At 69.2% G+C, this 16,349-nt stretch carries 15 protein-coding genes; 7 read left to right on the top strand and 8 right to left on the bottom strand.

Annotated elements, in window-relative coordinates:
- Nucleotides 1-122: 122 nt before the first annotated feature.
- A complete protein-coding gene (locus ACIA8R_RS17735) occupies nucleotides 123-1,763 on the top strand; it encodes an OmpA family protein (protein ID WP_397039191.1) in 1,641 nt (546 codons plus the stop codon).
- Nucleotides 1,764-1,856: 93 nt separating this feature from the next.
- A complete protein-coding gene (locus ACIA8R_RS17730; protein ID WP_397039190.1) occupies nucleotides 1,857-2,660 on the top strand; it encodes a lantibiotic dehydratase in 804 nt (267 codons plus the stop codon).
- 936 nt (nucleotides 2,661-3,596) lie between these two features.
- Here ACIA8R_RS17730 and ACIA8R_RS17725 read toward each other — a convergent pair.
- The 3 genes from ACIA8R_RS17725 to ACIA8R_RS17715 are packed head-to-tail and all read right to left on the bottom strand — an operon-like array spanning nucleotide 3,597 to nucleotide 7,206.
- Nucleotides 3,597-5,348: an FAD-binding protein gene (locus tag ACIA8R_RS17725; RefSeq protein ID WP_364092479.1), complete on the bottom strand. Its 1,752-nt coding sequence runs from the start codon at nucleotides 5,346-5,348 to the stop codon at nucleotides 3,597-3,599.
- Between the two features lie 11 nt (nucleotides 5,349-5,359).
- Nucleotides 5,360-6,544 carry an MFS transporter gene (locus ACIA8R_RS17720; protein ID WP_397039188.1) on the bottom strand — a complete coding sequence of 395 codons (1,185 nt, stop codon included), beginning with the start codon at nucleotides 6,542-6,544 and terminating at the stop codon, nucleotides 5,360-5,362.
- A 47-nt stretch (nucleotides 6,545-6,591) separates the two neighbouring features.
- Complete coding sequence (locus ACIA8R_RS17715; protein WP_364092483.1) at nucleotides 6,592-7,206, bottom strand: disulfide bond formation protein DsbA; 615 nt, start codon at nucleotides 7,204-7,206, stop codon at nucleotides 6,592-6,594.
- Nucleotides 7,207-7,347: 141 nt separating this feature from the next.
- Between ACIA8R_RS17715 and ACIA8R_RS17710 the strand changes: the two genes are divergently transcribed.
- Both ACIA8R_RS17710 and ACIA8R_RS17705 read left to right on the top strand, forming a co-directional pair.
- On the top strand, nucleotides 7,348-8,226 hold the full coding sequence (locus ACIA8R_RS17710) for a LysR family transcriptional regulator (RefSeq protein WP_364092485.1): 879 nt from the start codon (nucleotides 7,348-7,350) through the stop codon (nucleotides 8,224-8,226).
- Between the two features lie 71 nt (nucleotides 8,227-8,297).
- Entirely contained in the window at nucleotides 8,298-8,756 is a 459-nt protein-coding gene (locus ACIA8R_RS17705) for a CoA-binding protein (RefSeq protein ID WP_397039250.1), read from the top strand.
- 25 nt (nucleotides 8,757-8,781) lie between these two features.
- On the opposite strand, the gene ACIA8R_RS17700 is transcribed toward ACIA8R_RS17705, so the two are convergent.
- Together ACIA8R_RS17700 and ACIA8R_RS17695 are read right to left on the bottom strand one after the other, a co-directional pair.
- Nucleotides 8,782-9,948, bottom strand: coding sequence for a hypothetical protein (locus ACIA8R_RS17700; protein WP_397039186.1), 1,167 nt, complete (start codon nucleotides 9,946-9,948; stop codon nucleotides 8,782-8,784).
- Nucleotides 9,945-10,424 (bottom strand): DUF4365 domain-containing protein, encoded by a 480-nt coding sequence (locus ACIA8R_RS17695; protein ID WP_397039185.1) that lies wholly within the window; start codon nucleotides 10,422-10,424, stop codon nucleotides 9,945-9,947. Before ACIA8R_RS17695 ends, ACIA8R_RS17700 begins: the two co-directional genes overlap by 4 nt.
- 841 nt (nucleotides 10,425-11,265) lie before the next feature.
- Between ACIA8R_RS17695 and ACIA8R_RS17690 the strand changes: the two genes are divergently transcribed.
- The 3 genes from ACIA8R_RS17690 to ACIA8R_RS17680 all read left to right on the top strand — a co-directional run bounded on the left by ACIA8R_RS17690 (nucleotide 11,266) and on the right by ACIA8R_RS17680 (nucleotide 12,758).
- Nucleotides 11,266-12,171, top strand: coding sequence for an NmrA family NAD(P)-binding protein (locus tag ACIA8R_RS17690; RefSeq protein ID WP_397039183.1), 906 nt, complete (start codon nucleotides 11,266-11,268; stop codon nucleotides 12,169-12,171).
- A 171-nt stretch (nucleotides 12,172-12,342) separates the two neighbouring features.
- Nucleotides 12,343-12,501 (top strand): hypothetical protein, encoded by a 159-nt coding sequence (locus ACIA8R_RS17685; protein ID WP_364092767.1) that lies wholly within the window; start codon nucleotides 12,343-12,345, stop codon nucleotides 12,499-12,501.
- On the top strand, nucleotides 12,495-12,758 hold the full coding sequence (locus tag ACIA8R_RS17680; RefSeq protein ID WP_397039248.1) for a pyridoxamine 5'-phosphate oxidase family protein: 264 nt from the start codon (nucleotides 12,495-12,497) through the stop codon (nucleotides 12,756-12,758). Before ACIA8R_RS17685 ends, ACIA8R_RS17680 begins: the two co-directional genes overlap by 7 nt.
- Before the next feature lie 2 nt (nucleotides 12,759-12,760).
- On the opposite strand, the gene ACIA8R_RS17675 is transcribed toward ACIA8R_RS17680, so the two are convergent.
- From ACIA8R_RS17675 to ACIA8R_RS17665, 3 genes are read right to left on the bottom strand one after another with little or no spacing between them, the layout of a single operon-like run.
- Entirely contained in the window at nucleotides 12,761-14,230 is a 1,470-nt protein-coding gene (locus ACIA8R_RS17675) for an NADH-quinone oxidoreductase subunit C (protein ID WP_364092493.1), read from the bottom strand.
- On the bottom strand, nucleotides 14,227-15,675 hold the full coding sequence (locus ACIA8R_RS17670; protein ID WP_397039181.1) for a proton-conducting transporter membrane subunit: 1,449 nt from the start codon (nucleotides 15,673-15,675) through the stop codon (nucleotides 14,227-14,229). The genes ACIA8R_RS17675 and ACIA8R_RS17670 overlap by 4 nt, the downstream gene beginning before the upstream one ends.
- Nucleotides 15,675-16,334 (bottom strand): hypothetical protein, encoded by a 660-nt coding sequence (locus ACIA8R_RS17665; RefSeq protein ID WP_364092496.1) that lies wholly within the window; start codon nucleotides 16,332-16,334, stop codon nucleotides 15,675-15,677. The genes ACIA8R_RS17670 and ACIA8R_RS17665 overlap by 1 nt, the downstream gene beginning before the upstream one ends.
- Nucleotides 16,335-16,349 lie beyond the last annotated feature (15 nt).

Below are 16,349 nucleotides of genomic sequence, written 5' to 3'. Positions count from 1 at the left end.
CTGTGCGGGTCGACATGCCCGAGGCCGGACGCCTGGCAGTGCCGTCCGCTCGCGAATCGACGGGATGGTTTGGCCGATCTGCAGGCGTGCCACTCAGGTGATCCATAGCCTGGAGGGCTGACTTGTCAGACTTAAAAGATTGTGTCGGTATGCACCTTTTGCGAGCGACCGTTCTTGTGCTCACAGCGACCCTGACCTGCGCATGCGGGCCGAAGGATCAGCCGGTGCGCGACACCCCGACAGCCGCGGCCTCCAGCACCAGCCCCTCGGCGCCGCCCTCCACCCCGGCTACCGCGGAGGCGGGCTACGTGAGCGAGGGCATGGTCGGTTTCTACATCGCCAACCCCTTCAAGATCAAAATTCGGGCCATCGAGCGGCACGCCAAGCTGACCGTGCTACGCATGGACATCATGACCACGGCGACCACCAACACCGCCGGCGACTTCGGCTACGGCACCATGCCGACCTCCTTCGCCAGGTTCAGGTTGTTCGACCCGATCGACAGGAAGGTCTACTTCACCCTGCGCGAGAACGACCACAACGGCGACGCCTTCGGCACCAGGCACCGCAAGTCCGCTTTCGACTATCCCGACGACTTCGTGCCAGGCGTGCGCTATCCGGTGGAGGTCTACTTCCCGCCGCTTCCCGCCGCCGCCAGGACGATGTCGATCGTGCCTGACATGCCGATGGGCCCGATGACCGGCATCCCGGTCACCGACGGCGGCGCTGAGCCGACCGCCCGCGAGCGCAGTTCCCCTGAGCTGCCGAAGACCGGCGACACGTTCCAGTGGCCCATCGTCGTGCCGGACGGGGAGATCTGGTCAGCCGTCTCCGACGTGAACGAACTGGTGGAGACACCGGTGAAGACCACTACCCAGGCGGGCGACACCGAGACGATCGGCCTGCGCACCGACGTCCTGTTCGCCTTCGACAAAGCGCGGCTGAGCACGAAGGCGGCGGCCGTCCTCGACGACGTGGTCGAAGAGACCAGGCGACGGGCCGACCCCGCCAAACCGCCCATCACCATCACCGGCCACACCGACGACAAGGGCGCCGACGACTACAACCAGACCCTGTCGGTCGAACGAGCCGAAGCGGTGCAGAAGTATCTGGCCGCCAGGCTCGGCAGCGACTACCAGTACCGACCGGACGGAAAGGGCGAGAGCGAGCCGATCGCCAAGAACCAAAAGCAGGACGGCAGCGACAATCCGGCAGGACGGGCCAGGAACCGCCGCGTAGAGATCTCCTACTCCATCAAGCGACAGAGCCCGGACGTGGCCACCGTCACGAGCCCCTCCCCCGGCCAAGTACGCGGCTCCACGGGAGCGGCGGCCCCCTTCCGCGCCGATCCAGGAGCGCGGGTGGCCGGTTTCACCTGGTCATTCCACAGCCAGCCAGACAAGCTCAAGGTGGACGTGCTGCCGCTCTATCGTGACGGCGCCTACGTGGTGGCCTCCTTCGACATCACCAAGACGAACGATGGCACGTTCGTTCCGTTCCCCGTTCCTTTCTCGGGGTGGGATCACGAGTTCTCCGCCGGCTCCGATTTCGGCGCCTTCATCCTTGTCGATCCGGTCACCAAAGCGCGTTACCACCCGCTCAAGATGTACACGGAGTTCGTCGAGAACTACGTGCCCGCCCTGGATGCGGGCGAGACCAGCAGAGCCTATGTCTACTATCCCGCCCCGCCGGACGATCGCACGAGCATCACGCTGGAAGTGGCCAACGGAGGCGTCTACCCGGCAGTCCCCATCGAACGCTGACCGGCCGGGAGGCCGGGGCACGACCGCAAGCGGGACTCCGCACAGCCGTCGCACTCCCGGTCAGGGCGGCGCGCCGGTCGTGGATGGACGCCCATGCCCTGCTCGCCCCGCTGTCACCGATCAACGCGCCAACCTCGATCGTGTACGGCGACCGGCATCCGGTCCATCCGCTCGGCCACGGCGAGGCACCTGGCTGCCGCGATTCCAGGAGTGATACTGCACGCTGCATCGACGGCGTCCCGTCGCACGCCGTTCGAAGGGGCCGGCGTGCATGCAGCTGACCTGGACCCAGCCATATGCGTCAACGCGATCGGTACGCAGCACGGCCGTTCTTGGCGCCTGTTCCCGCGCTTCGGCATGGCGCATGCCGTCCTGCCCACGGTCGAGCCCGGCGCGGAACTGGCCCAGTCGTCGTTCCACCCGTGCCGTGTCCCGGCCGACCTGCTCACCCGCGCCCCGCAGGCGCTGCCGCGCCTGGTCAGAGTCGGGGAGTTCCGGCCTCTCGGCAAAGGGGTGCTGTTCCCGGGCGACCTGGCGGTCGGCTTCCGGGACGGCCGCCTCTACCTGACCGAGGCAGGCCCTCAGGCAGTCGAGCTCAGCCATCTGAGCCGGCTGCTCAGACGGCGAGGGAATGCGAGCCGTATGGCACATCCGAATTCCAGACCAATGGCCCCCACCTCCCATCGCTTTCTTGGTTGGTGCACCGGCGCCGGACCGAGCTGCCGGACCGGGCGGCCCGCCAGCTCACCGACCCCTGGCCCTTCCTGGAGGACGAGACCTTGTTCGGCGACCTCCGCCCACCAGCCCGCCTTCACCGAACCCTACGTCCGGGCACTCGACAGCCTGCACAGATGCGGGGCCCGTGCCACCGTCGCGCAGCGGGCAGCCGAGCTGTAACGCCGCGCACCCACGCCATCCAGGACAACACACCACAACACGCCGATCCGCCTCCGGGCCCGTGAGCATCTCCCCCACGCTGAGCACATGCCTGAACACCGCCGTCATCCCCGCCTCTCCGCAGCTGTTTCTGGGCATTGACGCCGTTGCGCCCTCCACCGTGGTTGCCATGAGTCTTCGGCCAGGCCGCCCGGGCATTCTGGACCGTATTCGACGCCAGGGCATTACAGGCGAGATCATGATCAGGGCGCGCCCCGCAGGAATCGAACCTGCGACCGTCGGATTAGTAGCAAAATTCTTAAATGCCGTGCCGTGCCAATTGATGATGATTCGTACCGCCTGCGAGCGCTCTGGGTGCCCCTGGTGCGCCCAACCCTGACGGGCCGCGCGAGCACAGACCGAGCACAGTGTCCTCTAATCGATCACTGCCTCGTGGGTTCACAGGACGAATCCCATGCCCCAAACTACGCCGGCGCTACGTTGGGCAACGGCCGCCGTGCTCGGTGCGTGCTCCAAAATCCCGACGCGCCGCGCGGCCGTCCCCGCAGGCAGGCCACAACCGGCCCACCTGGAGGAGCGCCTTCCCATGACCGACCCGAACCAGGCAGCCGTCGCCATGGGCCACGTCCGATGTCCTACGCGGTAGCTGCCCTGCACAGGGCACAAGGTGGATGTGGAAAACGCGGGTCACGTGCGGGGAGAGGGCGACGTCGCCCGGGAAGCCGCCCTGCGCCAACTCGTACTCCAAGCCCCGGCCCCGGTTGTTGCCGGGATGCTCTGCTACACCCCTCAAGCCGCGGCTGCCGGAAGCCCTTGGAGGTTACGCCGGCGGCGACCACACAAAGTGACCACGGATCTTTCCGCACGGGCAAATACAGATCACTCAATCAACGGTCTCTGCCAGTACCCGGTGTGCCGCTTCCTAGACAGAACTCCTCACCCGTCCTGCCTCGGGAAAACCTCGTAGCCGGGGGTGAGGACGCGGCCGGGGTCATACGCCCGCTTGGCGGCGGCGAGCCGGTCCCACACCGGACCGAAGTGGGCCTGCCAGTCGCGGGCGGACATGGGCAGGGCGCTGGCCGGGTTGAGCGTGCCGCCCGCCGCGACGACCCTCTCATACATGGCGCGGTTATCGGCCACCATGGCGGCGACCATGTCGGCAGGGCCCGGTGTCGGATATCGCATGAGGTTCATCGCGAACGCCACCGGCTCCGCGGGGAGCCGGAACAGCGGGCTGCGTACGGCGCTCGTCCGCAGCGGCAGGACCGAGACGACGCCGTGGTCGCCGAGGTCGCCGACGGTGAGCCCGGCGAGCGTCTCCGCCAGGACCGCACCCGCGCGGGACGCCCCTATGAAGGTGAACAGCCATGGGTGCGGGGAATCCCAGCGCCCGGCGTCACGCAGGGCGTTCTCCAGGGGCGTGAACCGGTCGGTGTAGGTGCGGTAGTCGTGTGTGCCGATGGTCGCCTTCGCGCGGTCGTCGGCGAGTCCCGCGAGCATGGCGTCGTCGTCGGGCGCCTCGCCGGAGAACAGCGCCGCCCCGTCGACGAGGTAGGTCCAGCCGCCTTCACGGCCGGGGACGGCGCGGCCCTGGAGGTAGTCCCATCTGCCCTCGTCGAGGAGCAGGCGCTGGTCGGTGAGCATCGCGTCGAGGTCGGAGTAGAAGAGCTGGTACCTGCGGACGGTCTCGGGCGCCGCCGTCAGTCGCAGGGTCGCCCGCGTGATGACGCCCACCTGGCCGAGTCCGGCGCGCACGGCGTCGAACAGGTCCGGGCGCTCACCGGGTGAGCAGGTGCGGACGTGTCCGTCGCCGGTGACGACCTCGAGCGCGAGCACGGAGTCGCTCATGACGCCGTGCCGCCAGCTGGTGCCGCCGACGCCGCCGACGGTGACGGTGCCGCCGATCGTCAGGTCGAGGTACTCGGGGAGGACCGGTGGAGTGCGGCCGTCGCGGAGCGCGGCCGTGAGGACGTCGCCCCAGGTCGCACCCGCGTCGACGACGATCCGGTCCGCGCCGACCTGGTGGATCGTGTTGTGTCCGGACATCTCGATGACAACGCCGCGCTCGACCAGGGACCGGCCGTACACCGAGTGCCCCGCGCCCTGGGCAGCGACCTGCCTGCCGGCGCCGGCCGCCCACCGCACGACGGCGGCGACGTCCGCGACCGAGCCGGGGCGGAGCACCGCCTCGGGGACGGTGTGCACGACGTGGCCGAAGTCGGCCGCGGCCCGCTCGCGGGTCGCGGGGTCACGCACAAACTCGCCGTCGAGCGGGGGCTGGTCGAGGTCCTGTGGGTACCAGCGGAGTTCGACGGTGTTGCCGTCGGGGTCGCGGACGTAGATCGACTGGCCGTCGCCGCGGGCGCCCGAGCGGACAACCGGGCCCTGGACCACGTCGAGCACTCCGGCGTCGATGACCGCCGGCCAGTCGAGCGGCGCCACGACCAGACAGATGTGGTCCACGTTGGACTCCCCGCGCGGGCGTTCGACGAGGTCGATGATCGTGGCCGCGTCGATACGGACCGAGGGGAAGGAGACCTGGCCGCGGCGCCACTTGTCGACCCGCTCGGCCTCGAGGCCCAGGATGTCGCTGTAGAACCGCAGCGAGCGGTCGACGTCCTCGACGTTCAGGACGATGTGGTCCAGTGCCGTCACGCGGATCGCCCTGTTGTGCGTGCTGGTGTTCACGTGTGCCCCTCTCAGGCGTGTTCGGCGTCGCGGTGCGAGCTGAAGGCGGTCAGTAGTGCGGTCGCCGTCAGCGCGACGCCGAACCAGACCGCGCCCGTGGTCCCGAAGCCCTCCGCGAACAGTCCGCCCAGGAGCGCGCCGAGCGCGATCGAGATGTTGTAGCCCATGGTGTTGAGGGACATGGCGGCCTCGAAGGTGTCCGGGGCCGCGGCGAGCATCATGTTGACCTGGCAGAGGTTGGCGGCGCCGAAGGACAACCCCCATATCACCACGGCGACCGCCAGACCCGCCGGGCTGTCGCCGATCACCAGGAGTAGCAGCAGCGAGGTGACGAGCCCGGTGCAGGCGACGACGAACGTCGCGCGCATGTTCTTGTTGACCGTGTGCCCGGCGACGAAGTTGCCGACCGCGCCGCCGACCCCGAAGACGATCAGCAGCCCGGTCACCCACGCCGCCGACGCCCCGGCACGCTGCTCCATGAAGGGGCGGATGAACGTGTACGCCCCGAAGTGCCCGAGCACGTACAGCGCGACGGTGATCATCACGCCCCGCAGCCGCCCGTTCCGGATCGGCAGCGCGAACACCGCGCGCACCGGGATGGCGCTCTGGGACGGCAGCGACGGAAGCGTGAGCACGACGGCGAGGAGCACCGCCAGGCTCAGGCCGCTCCAGATGAGGAACGTGGTGCGCCAGTCGGTGAGGCTCTCGATGAGCGTGCCCAGCGGCATGCCCACGACGGTGGCGATCGACATGCCGGAGAGCACGACCGCGGCGGCCTTGCTGGCCTTCTCACCGGGGACGAGCCGCATCGCCATGGCGACGCCGATCGCCCAGAACACGCCGTGTGCGAACCCGGTGACGAGGCGGGCGGCCAGGACGATCGGGAAGTTCGGCGACACGGCCGTGACGAGGTTGCCGAGTGCCGTGATCACCAGCAGCATGGCGAGGAGAGCACGGCGGTTCACCGTACGGCTCCACGCGACCAGGAACGGCACCCCCACGCCCGCGGAGATGCCGTACAGCGTCACCATCATGCCCGCGAGGCTGACGGAGACGGACAGTCCCGCGCTGACCGGGGTGAGCAGCCCGACGGGCATCAGCTCGGTGGTGACGAAGACGAACAGGCTCGCGGTGATGGCCGCGACGCCCAGCCACGCCCGGAACTGTGAGCGCGATTCAGTACTGACAGTGGTCATACGTGTCCTTACGGACGTTCCCCGCAGGAGCGGAGAAGAGTGCGAGGTCAGGAGAAGCTGGGTTCGCGGTCGCGGCCGCGCTTCAGCTCGAAGAACCCGTCCGTCGCGGCGACGGTGACGACCCCGTCCCAGAGCGCGCCCGCGGCCTCGCCGCGCGGCGCCGGGGTGATGACGGGACCGAAGAAGGCGATCCGGTCGCCGGCGGGACCGGGAACGTGAATGACGGGGGTGCCCACCTCGCCGCCGACCGGAGCCATCCCCGCGTGGTGGCCGGCCCGCAACGCCGTGTCATAGCGGGTGTCCTCCGCCGCGTCGACGAGCGTGTCCGGCAGGGCGACGGCACGCAGCGCGGCGAGCATCATGTCCCGGCCCAGGCCGGCGCCCTCGAGATGAATCCGCGCTCCCATCGCCTCGTACAGCGGACGCAGTACCGCTTCCCCGTACTGTTGCGCCGCGGCGACGCACACCCGCACCGGCCCCCAGCCCTCGATCTGCGCCTGCCGGTACTTCTCCGGCACCTCCCGGTTCTCGTTGAGCACCGAGAGGCTCATGATGTGGAACCGTGTCCGCACAGGCCGGACCCGCTCGACCTCCAGCAGCCACCGCGACGTGATCCACGCCCACGGACAGCGCGGATCGACCCAAACGTCGATCGCGGTCACTTTCTCTGGCGCATGGCCATGACGATCCGTTCACCTCCGAAGTCCCGATGGTGGCCTTGCCACGACTCGAGTCTTGCGGCGCGCCGACAATGAGTCCAACGCATTGTTGTCACTTCAGTGATGCCGAACCATCATTGATGCATGGAACTCCAGCAGATGCGTTACGTCCTCGCCGTCGCCGAGACGAACAGCTTCACCCGGGCGGCGGAGCAGTGCCTGGTCGTCCAGTCGGCGCTGAGCCGCCAGATCGCCAGTCTCGAACGGGAACTGGGCGCGCGGCTGTTCGAGCGCACCAGCCGCCACGTGCGCATCACCCCGGCCGGGAAGGCGTTCGTGGCCGCGGCCCGCGAGAGCCTCAACGCCGCGGAGCGGGCGGCCGCCGACGTCGCCGCGGTGACCGGCGAGGTGCGCGGCAGACTCGCCCTCGGCCTCATCCCCACCGTGGCCGCCGTCGACATCCCGGACGCACTGAGCCGGTTCCGCGACAGATATCCCCAGGTCCAGCTGAACATCCGGGTCGGCGGCAGCGAAGAACTCACCGAGCAGGTCAGACAGGGCAGGATCGAGGTCGCCTTCCTCGGGTTGCCCACCAGCGCGCGACCGGTGGGCGTCAACGCCCGCGAACTCGCCCGGGACCGGCTGGTCGCCGTCGTCGCCCCCGACCACCCGCTGGTGGGCGAACCGACCGTCGACCTCGCCCGGCTCTCTACCGAGACCTTCATCGACCTGCCTCCGCACTCGGCCGCGCGGGCGCAGTCGGACGAGGCGTTCGCCGCCGCGGGTCTGAGCCGTGAGGTCGCGTTCGAGGTCACCACCGCGGACTTCATGATGGCTCGGCTCGTGCGGAAGGGGCTGGCGATCGCGCTGCTGCCCTCGGCCTACGTCCCCCATCTGACCGGTCTGGCCACCATCGAGATCACTGACGCACCCATGCGCGTCGAGTACCTCATCTGGAGCGGCGTCGGACGCACCCCGGCGGCGAGCGCGTTCCTCGACCTGCTGGACCTGCCGGACCGCTGACCATCGAGGGCTGCGGCCGAGGATGTCGGCGATCTCCTCGCGCGGGTGGCCGAAGGCGTCGCCCCGTGGCGATGATCGGCGCGAGCCGGAACGAACGCGCCGTCGGACCCAAGGTGCGGCGCAACCTCATCGACGGCGGTTTTCCGGTCAACCTTAACGCCGCCGAAGTGGCCGGACTCCCTTGCCACGACGAAGTTCCGGAAGGCGTGGACCTCGCGGTCGTGGCGGTGCCCGCCGCGCGGGTGCTGGAGGTGGCGCGCGACTGCGCGAAGGCGGGCGTCGCCGGGCTGGTGGTGCTGACGTCGGGGTTCGCCAAGGCCGGGCATCCCGGCGCGGAGTCGGAGCTGCTGCGCATCTGCCGCTCTTCCGCGATGCGGCTCATCGGCCCGAACTGCCTGGGCATCATCAACACCGCCGCACCGCGCGAGCCCCGGCGACAACCAGGCCGAACCTTCAGGAATGTCACATTGACGACGGGATGGCGCAACCCCGAATCCGAGGGGGTGGGAACGATCAGCCGCGTCATCTGAACGGGGTGGAACGGCGGCTCTTCTCCTACGCCGATCGGCTCTGCGCGCTCGTCTCCAAGGGAAGGTAGTCGTCGACTCTGAAGAGATGCACTCGAGGCATGGAAAGCGTCCCTGCGCCGGTCTTCATCATGGGCCCGGTGACGATGACACGGAGCTTGAGGTCGTGCGCTTCCACCGCGGTGTGGTAGGCGTCCCCTCTCAAGACTATCTTGACGGGCCGTACCCGGTTGCCGACCAGGGCCTTCACCTTGACGACGCCTTCTTCGTCGTCCGGATCCCGATCGAGGGAGCTGACGAACCCGTAGATGACGGTGTCCTCCACTCTGACATGGTCACGAAGAAGGTGGCCGATCTCTCTGATGGCTCCTGCTGCTTCCGTCGGGAACTCGACGGTGTCACCGCCCGCCCGCGGCGGGGCCGCCGTCAGGGCCCATTGGAAGGTGATGTCCAGGTCACTGCCATTCGGTGCGGAGACCATCGCCGCCAGGGCGGCGCACGCGTCGGCCGACAATCCGGCGACGACTGCACGGTTCAGATCTTCCTTCGGCGGTATCCGTTCTCTGACGACGGCCAGCTCGTGTATCTCACGCAGGACGTCGGCCATGATGCCGGTGACGCGCCTCGGGAAGTAGTTGATCTCCGATTGGACGTCGATCAACGGTTCCTGGTCGCCCTCGATGATCACGGGCTTCATGACACCGATCGGGCTGACGATGGGGATGATGAAGCTGCCTTCCCGCGTGTGTCCCATACCGACGAAATCGGCGTATTCACGGGCGCGGCGTGGTTGCGAGCGGCCGTGGTAGGAACGGCGGTGCATGGCCGAGCAGGCGTTGGCGACGGCGAACGATCTGGCGCCTTCCATGAGCTTCGCCGCCTCGGAGAGCGGGATTCGGGAGCGATCGTCATCGAACTCCAGGTCGATGACGTCATCTTCGATGTAGCGGAGTTCGGTCGCGATCTCCTCGGTCCTGGAGCCACGTTCGCCTGCGATGTCTTCGATGAAGTTCCTGATTCTCCGTGGATAGTCCGAGGCCTGGCGGTTCAGCGGGATCAGAACTTCCCATGAATCTCTGGCCCATAACTCCATACGCGGGAGCGGCTTGCCCTCGAAATGCCAGGAGTTGGCTTTCAGGTAGGCCCGTAGACCTGCCGGAGTGACTTCGGAAGCAAGCGCGTCGATGTTGGTCACAGCCCGCCCCTTGCCTTGCGCATGAGCTGGTCCAGCGACGCGACCGTCAACCGGTTCGCCCTCGCCACCTTGACGGACTTGGCCGCCTTGTTGTGGGTTGGTTTCAGCGTGGACATGCTGGTGTAGTAGCCGCAGCGCCGCAGATGCACTCCATCGGTGCCGCAGCTCACCCAGTCCGCCTTGCTCGACGGCACCTCCACGACGAACAGATAAGCCGGGACATTCCTCCCTGGATCGCTGAGCAGGTTGTAAGTACGCGTGTCGAGGGAGTAGGCGATATGGTCAGACTTCGTCTCCGGCTCATTAGTGCATTTCATCTGCACATCCACCCGTAAAGCCCGATCGCGAAGCTCCAGATCAACCCCGAAATGGTCTACATGGACAATGGTCACAGCGTACCCCGCGGCGTACGCCAGCGCTTCCACATAAGCGACGCTGAACCATTCCTTGCAAGCGGAAATGTCCAAGTTGCCCACATCGGAACGCTACCGTCGACTAACCAGAATGTCATTCTATGCAACGAGATCGTGATCTTACTCACATATCAGCGATCGTTAAGCATCCCATCTGGATGTCCTAAATACGCTTCAGGGCCGCTTCCGGGCAAACCTCTACGAGCAGATTGAGTGAAGCCCCATAAAACGTAATGGCACACGGGCGCCCTTCTTGTCCCTTCCGGACATTGACAGGGAGCAAGCGGACAGCAGTTCGATGGCACAATGGCTTCAGACGAGGACGCCGAGCGGCCTCCGTGCCGCCTGGACACCACACAGGAGACCGTCCCAGCAAGCCCTCGCGGCGTGCCGATGGGCACAGCCGGTCGCGACATCCCTTCCTAGCGCGCAGCCGATCTTCCCAGCGGCATCCGCCCGCGCCCGGCAACGCTGCCGGGATCTTGGCCCAGGAGCCGCCACGCGCCAGTTGAGAAACGTGCGGGTGGTCGACGGGACGGCGGCCGCGTGCCATGGGTCGTGTTCGGCGACGATGCGGGCGGAAGTCTCCACACCCGGGCGAACGTAGCAGCCGAGACTGGACAGATGCTGATCACGGCTCTTGACGGAGCTCGGGGTGGTGCGGCCGGGGCGAGCCCGCCAGAGGTGATCTTGAAAAGATGTTCGACGTGGGGGCAAGTCAGGCGACCGACCGTCGGCCGGGCAGATGTCGGCCGCTGCGAGAGCGCGCCACCTCTCTCCCTCCTGGCTCATCCGGCTCAAGCGGGGTACACCTGCCGTGGGATCACGCTGCGCGATTCACACCGACATGCCCGTGCGATCGCACCTTCGCACACATGGTCAACCACCAGGAAGAGATCGACCGATGGCCGTCAGCAACCTTGTTCTCATCGCCGGGGCCGGCGACGTCGGCCGCACGGTCCTGGATCAATTGCGCGCGCAGGACGTGCCGGTGCGCGTCATGGTTCACCGGGACGGTGATCGCGCCGCGGACCTGCGTGCGCGGGGCGCGGAGGTGGTCGTGGGCGATCTGACCCGGCCGGAGACCGTCGCCGCCGCGCTGGAAGGAGCCGGGCGCATGTACTTCGCGATGCCCGTGTCGCCGGACCACCTGCTGGCGGCGACCGTGGTGGCCACGGTCGCGAAGGCGCAAGGGGAACTGGTGGGCCTGGTCGACATGTCGCAGATGACGGTGTCCCAGATGACCGCCACCAGCACTGCCGAGTCGCATCAGCAGCGACTGCACTGGCTGGCGGAGCAGATGTTCGACTGGTCCGGCCTGCCGGTGGTACACCTCCGGCCGACGTCGTTCCTGGACAATCCGCTGTTCACCACACTGGCGGCACGGTCGATCCGGGAGAACGGCACGATCGAGCTGCCTTTCGGCACCGGGCGCACGTCGCCGATCGCCGTGGACGACGTCGCCCGGGTGGTCGCCACCGTGCTGCGCGACCCCGTTCCGCACGTGGGGCATGTCTACGAGCTGACCGGGCCGCGCACGGTCGACATGACGGAGATGGCGGAGGAGTTCTCGCGGGCCTTGGGGCGTACCGTGTCCTACCTGGACGTCCCCCTGGACCGATGGCGGGCCGAGGTGCTTGCCAAGGCGGGCCTGCCGCCGCACACCGAGGAGCACATCGCCACCATGGCGCGGCTGCACCGTGAGAACCGTTACGACCGCGCCTCCGACGACGTCGAACGGGTGACCGGCGCGCCGGCCGGGACGATCGAGGCGTTCGTGGCTGCTCGCCGGGACTTCTACCTGGGCTGAACCGCCCGCAAGGTCGTCACCTCGCGCGACGTCCTGACCTCGCTCGCCTCGTCGCCCAGTGGCCGGCCAGGTCAGGACCAGGGGTCGCCACGGGCGCGAGACACCGTGGACTCGTCCCGGCACAACTTGCCGGGACGGCCGCCTCGGATCCCATTGCTCACAGGAGACGTCATGGCCTTCTCCTTCGCCACGATCCGGACCCGGCTGGAGGATGGCGTACTTTCCGCCACCCTCGATGCCGGCCCACTCAACTTCCTAGGCTCCGACCTGGTCCGCGACCTGGTCACGCTCGTGGACACGCTGCACACCGACCCGGTGACGGCCTGCTGATCGGGCTGCCGTACGAGGCGGAGATCGCCGCGCTGCTGCAGCGGGTCTCCGTCGTCGTGTACGAGGCCGACGAGCTGGACGCCGCCGCCCGGACGGGGTGGAGCGTCGTGCTGACCGGGCGGGCCGGGCTGGTGGCGGACCCGCAGGAGCTGGAGCAGGCCCTGGCCAGGCTCCAGGCGTGGCCCGGCGAGCGGATCGAAGTGGTGGCACGGCTGCGGCCGGAGCTGGTCACCGGGTTCGCGGCGGGCGCCGACTGACGTCAGAGGTCGTTGCCGGCGTACGACAGGTTGAAGCTCTTGTTGACCAGAGGGAAGTCGGGGACGATCGCGCTGTCGAGCGCCACCGGGAGCGCGGGCCAGTTGAAGAAGGACGGGTCCACGATCTTCAGGCGGCTGATCGTCTGATCGGGCGCGAGCTCGACGCGGTGGGCGATCGTGCCACGCCAGCCTTCGACGAGCCCCACGCCCGAGGAGCACCCTTCGAGGGACGGTGACGCATCCGGGGCCGCGGGCGTCTCGACCAGATGCGTGATCAGGGCGATGGACGTGGCGATCTCCTCGGCCCGGATCTGGAAGCGGGCCATCACGTCCCCGCCGGTCCGGTGGGCGGGGGTGAAGTCGCCGAGGTCGGTGAAGGGGTGCCGACGGCGGGCGTCGAGGTCCAGGCCGCTGGCGCGGGCCACGTAGCCCAGCGTGCCGAGGTCGCGGGCGGCCTCGGCCGACAGGATGGCGGTGCCGGTGAAGCGGTCGGCGACGACGCTGTTGCCGAGGGCGAGCTCGGTGAGTTCGGCCACGTCGGCGCCGATGGCGTGCAGCACGTCGGGGTCGGGGAAGCCCCGCAGGCGGGCGCCGCCGAGGCGGACGGCGCCGCGCAGCAGCCGGTGCCCGGTGACCTCGGCGTTGAGGCGCAGGAGTTGTTCGCGGATGCGACCGGCGTGGGCGTGCAGGATGGGGAAGGCCACGTCGTTGCAGAGCGCGCCCAGGTCGGTGACGTGGTTGTAGAGGCGTTCCAGCTCCAGCAGCACGGCTCGGGCCTGCTGCGCCCGCGCGTCGGCCGGAGCTCCGGTGGCCTCTTCCACGGCCAGGCAGTAGGCGAGCGCGTGGCCGACGGAGGTGTCGCCGCTGACACGTTCGGCCAGTTGCAGCCCGTCGGCGGGGTGGCGGCCCTCGAAGAGCTTTTCGATGCCCTTGTGGACGAACCAGAGTCTGGCCTTGAGCTTGATGATCGTCTCGCCGACCACGGAGAAGCGGAAGTGCCCCGGTTCGATGAGACCGGCGTGGACGGGGCCGACGGGGATCTCGTACACGCCCTGGCCCTCGACGGTGACGAACGGGTACGGCCCCTCGGAGTCGCCGAAGGCGGGCGGCGGCCCGGCGTCGTCGCGCATCGGGTACCAGCCGCGCGGCCAGTGGTGGTGACGCACCAGGCGGCGGGGAAGCGGGTGGTCGAGCGGGGTGATGCCGTAGAGGTCGCGGATCTCGCGTTCGAACCGGCCCGCGGGGAAGGACAGGTGGGCCAGGCTCGGCACGGCCGGCTGCTCGGAGGGGAGCCGCAGCCGCAGCTCGGTACGGCGATCGGGGTCGCCGGCGACGAACAGGTACGCCACCCCGAACCCGTCCGCCTCCTGGCGCGCGGAGACCAGCGCCAGCCGGTGACCTCCGGCCAGCAGGCGGGCGGCATGGCCGGGCAGTTCGGCGGTGCCGACCTCGGCGATGGTTCGTGTGCTCATGGTGTTGCTCCGGCGATCGTGGCGGCGGCTTGCAGCAGGGGGCGCAGCGGCCCGAGCGTGATGCCCAGGACGGCGCAGGCGGCCAGGCCCGCCACCAGCGGGACGGCCAGGGTGGGCGGCAGCGCGACGGCTTCGCCGGGTCCGCCGCCCACGAGCATCGGCCGGACCTGGCGTCCGACGGCCGCGACGATGACGAGCATCAGCGCCAGGGCCGCCGCGACGGGCCAGCCCAGGCCGGCGGCGAAGCCCGCCCGCGCAATGCCCAGCTCGCTGGCGAACAGGCTGAACGGCGGGAGGCCGAGCAGGGCCAGCAGCCCCAGGGAGAACGCCCCGGCCGGCATCGGCGCCCTGGAGATGAGGCCGCGTACGGCACGGATCCGGGTGCTGCCGAGCGCCTGGTGGAGCTGTCCCGCGGACAGGAACACCACCGACTTGCCCAGGCCGTGCCCGAGGATGTGCAGCAGGACGGCGACCAGGGCGAGGGTGTTGCCGATCGCGGCGCCGAGGGCGATCAGCCCCATGTGCTCGATGCTGGAGTAGGCCAGCAGCCGCTTGTAGTCGCGCTGGCCGATGAGCAGCAGCGCGGCCCCGGCCAGGGAGGCCAGCGCCACGATGACCAGCAGCGTACGGGTGAAGCCGGTGCCGAGCGCCACGTCGGCGATGACCTTGACGCGCAGGACGGCGTAGAAGGCCACCGACAGCAGCCCCCCGGACATCAGCGCGCACACCGGGGCCGGGGCCTGGCTGTAGGCGTCGGGCAGCCAGGCGTTCATGGGCGCCAGCCCGGCCTTGGTGCCGAAGCCGAGCACCAGCAGCATGACCGCGATGCGCATCACGCCGGGGTCGAGCCGGCCCGCGTGTTCGGACAGCGCCGTCCAGTCCAGGGAGGCCACTCCGGCGTGGTCGCCGGCGTCGTGGGTCAGGACCAGGCCCAGCAGCGCCAGCGCGATGCCGACCGAGCAGATGACCATGTACTTCCACGCGGCCTCGGTGGCCTGACGGGTGCGCCGGTGCCCGACCAGGAAGGCGGTCAGGATGGTGGTCGCCTCGATGGCCACCCAGAGCAGGCCCAGGCTGGAGGCCAGGACGGCCAGCGCCATCGCGGCGACGAACGACTGGGTCAGCACGCCGTAGCGGCGCATCTCGCGCGGGCCGGTCTGCCCGGAGGCGAGCTCGGCCGCCAGGTAGGCGGGGCCGGCCAGCATGGCCAGCAGCGCGACCGTGCCGATGACGATCAGCATGAAGGCGCTCAGCGCGTCGCTGTGCAGCAGCCCCGCCAGCGCCTCCCGCCTCCCCGCCGCGGCCAGCGCGACGGCGACGGCCAGCAGCCCGGCCGCGGCCGACGCGCCCAGCCAGGCGGTTACCCGGTTCCAGCCGATCAGGGCGTACGCGAGCGCGGCGGCCGCGGGCACCGCGACCGGGGCGATCACCAGCAGGCTGTCCATCAGTCGTGCAACTCCCGTAGCTCGTCCAGATCGGTGCCGCCGAAGGCGGCCTGCATCCGGGTGGTCAGCACCTGCAGCACCAGCACGGCCAGCAGGACGTCCAGCGAGATCCCGAGCTCGACGACGAGCGGGACGCCGCTGGTGGTCAGGAAGGCGGCGGCGGTGATGGCGTTGTCCATCAGCAGGAAGCCCACCAGCTGTGACAGCGCCCGCCGCCGGGTCACCAGCACGAAGAACCCGATCAGCAGCACGGTCAGCGCGATCGGCACCGCGTGCGCGGCGGGGGTGGGCGACAGCCGTACCAGCGGCTGGGAGGCCGCGTAGGCCAGCATCGCCAGCACCGCCGCCACCAGCAGTGAGGTCGCCACGTTGACCAGCGGCTGTGTCTCGCGGCCCGCGCCGCTCGCCACCAGTGCGCGGCGCATCAGGTACGGCAGCAGCGCGGCGCGCAACGCACCCACCCCGAGACCGATCAGGACCAGTTCGAGGCTCCCCTGCCGGACGCCGAGGACGACGATCAGCACGGTCAGCGCCACGCCTTGCAGGGCGAACAGGCGCACGATCGGCGACAGCTCGTGCCGCCACAGCACCAGCACGCCCGTGAGCAGGAACGCCCCGCAGGCCAGGTCCAGGAGCTGGACGTACGTCGCATCGGTCATGTTCACGTCCATGTC

This window comes from Nonomuraea sp. NPDC051191 (assembly GCF_044455665.1).
Classification (GTDB): Bacteria; Actinomycetota; Actinomycetes; order Streptosporangiales; family Streptosporangiaceae; genus Nonomuraea.
The sequence above is the reverse complement of the archived record's forward strand: the minus strand, read 5'-3'. Positions and strand labels throughout refer to the sequence as shown.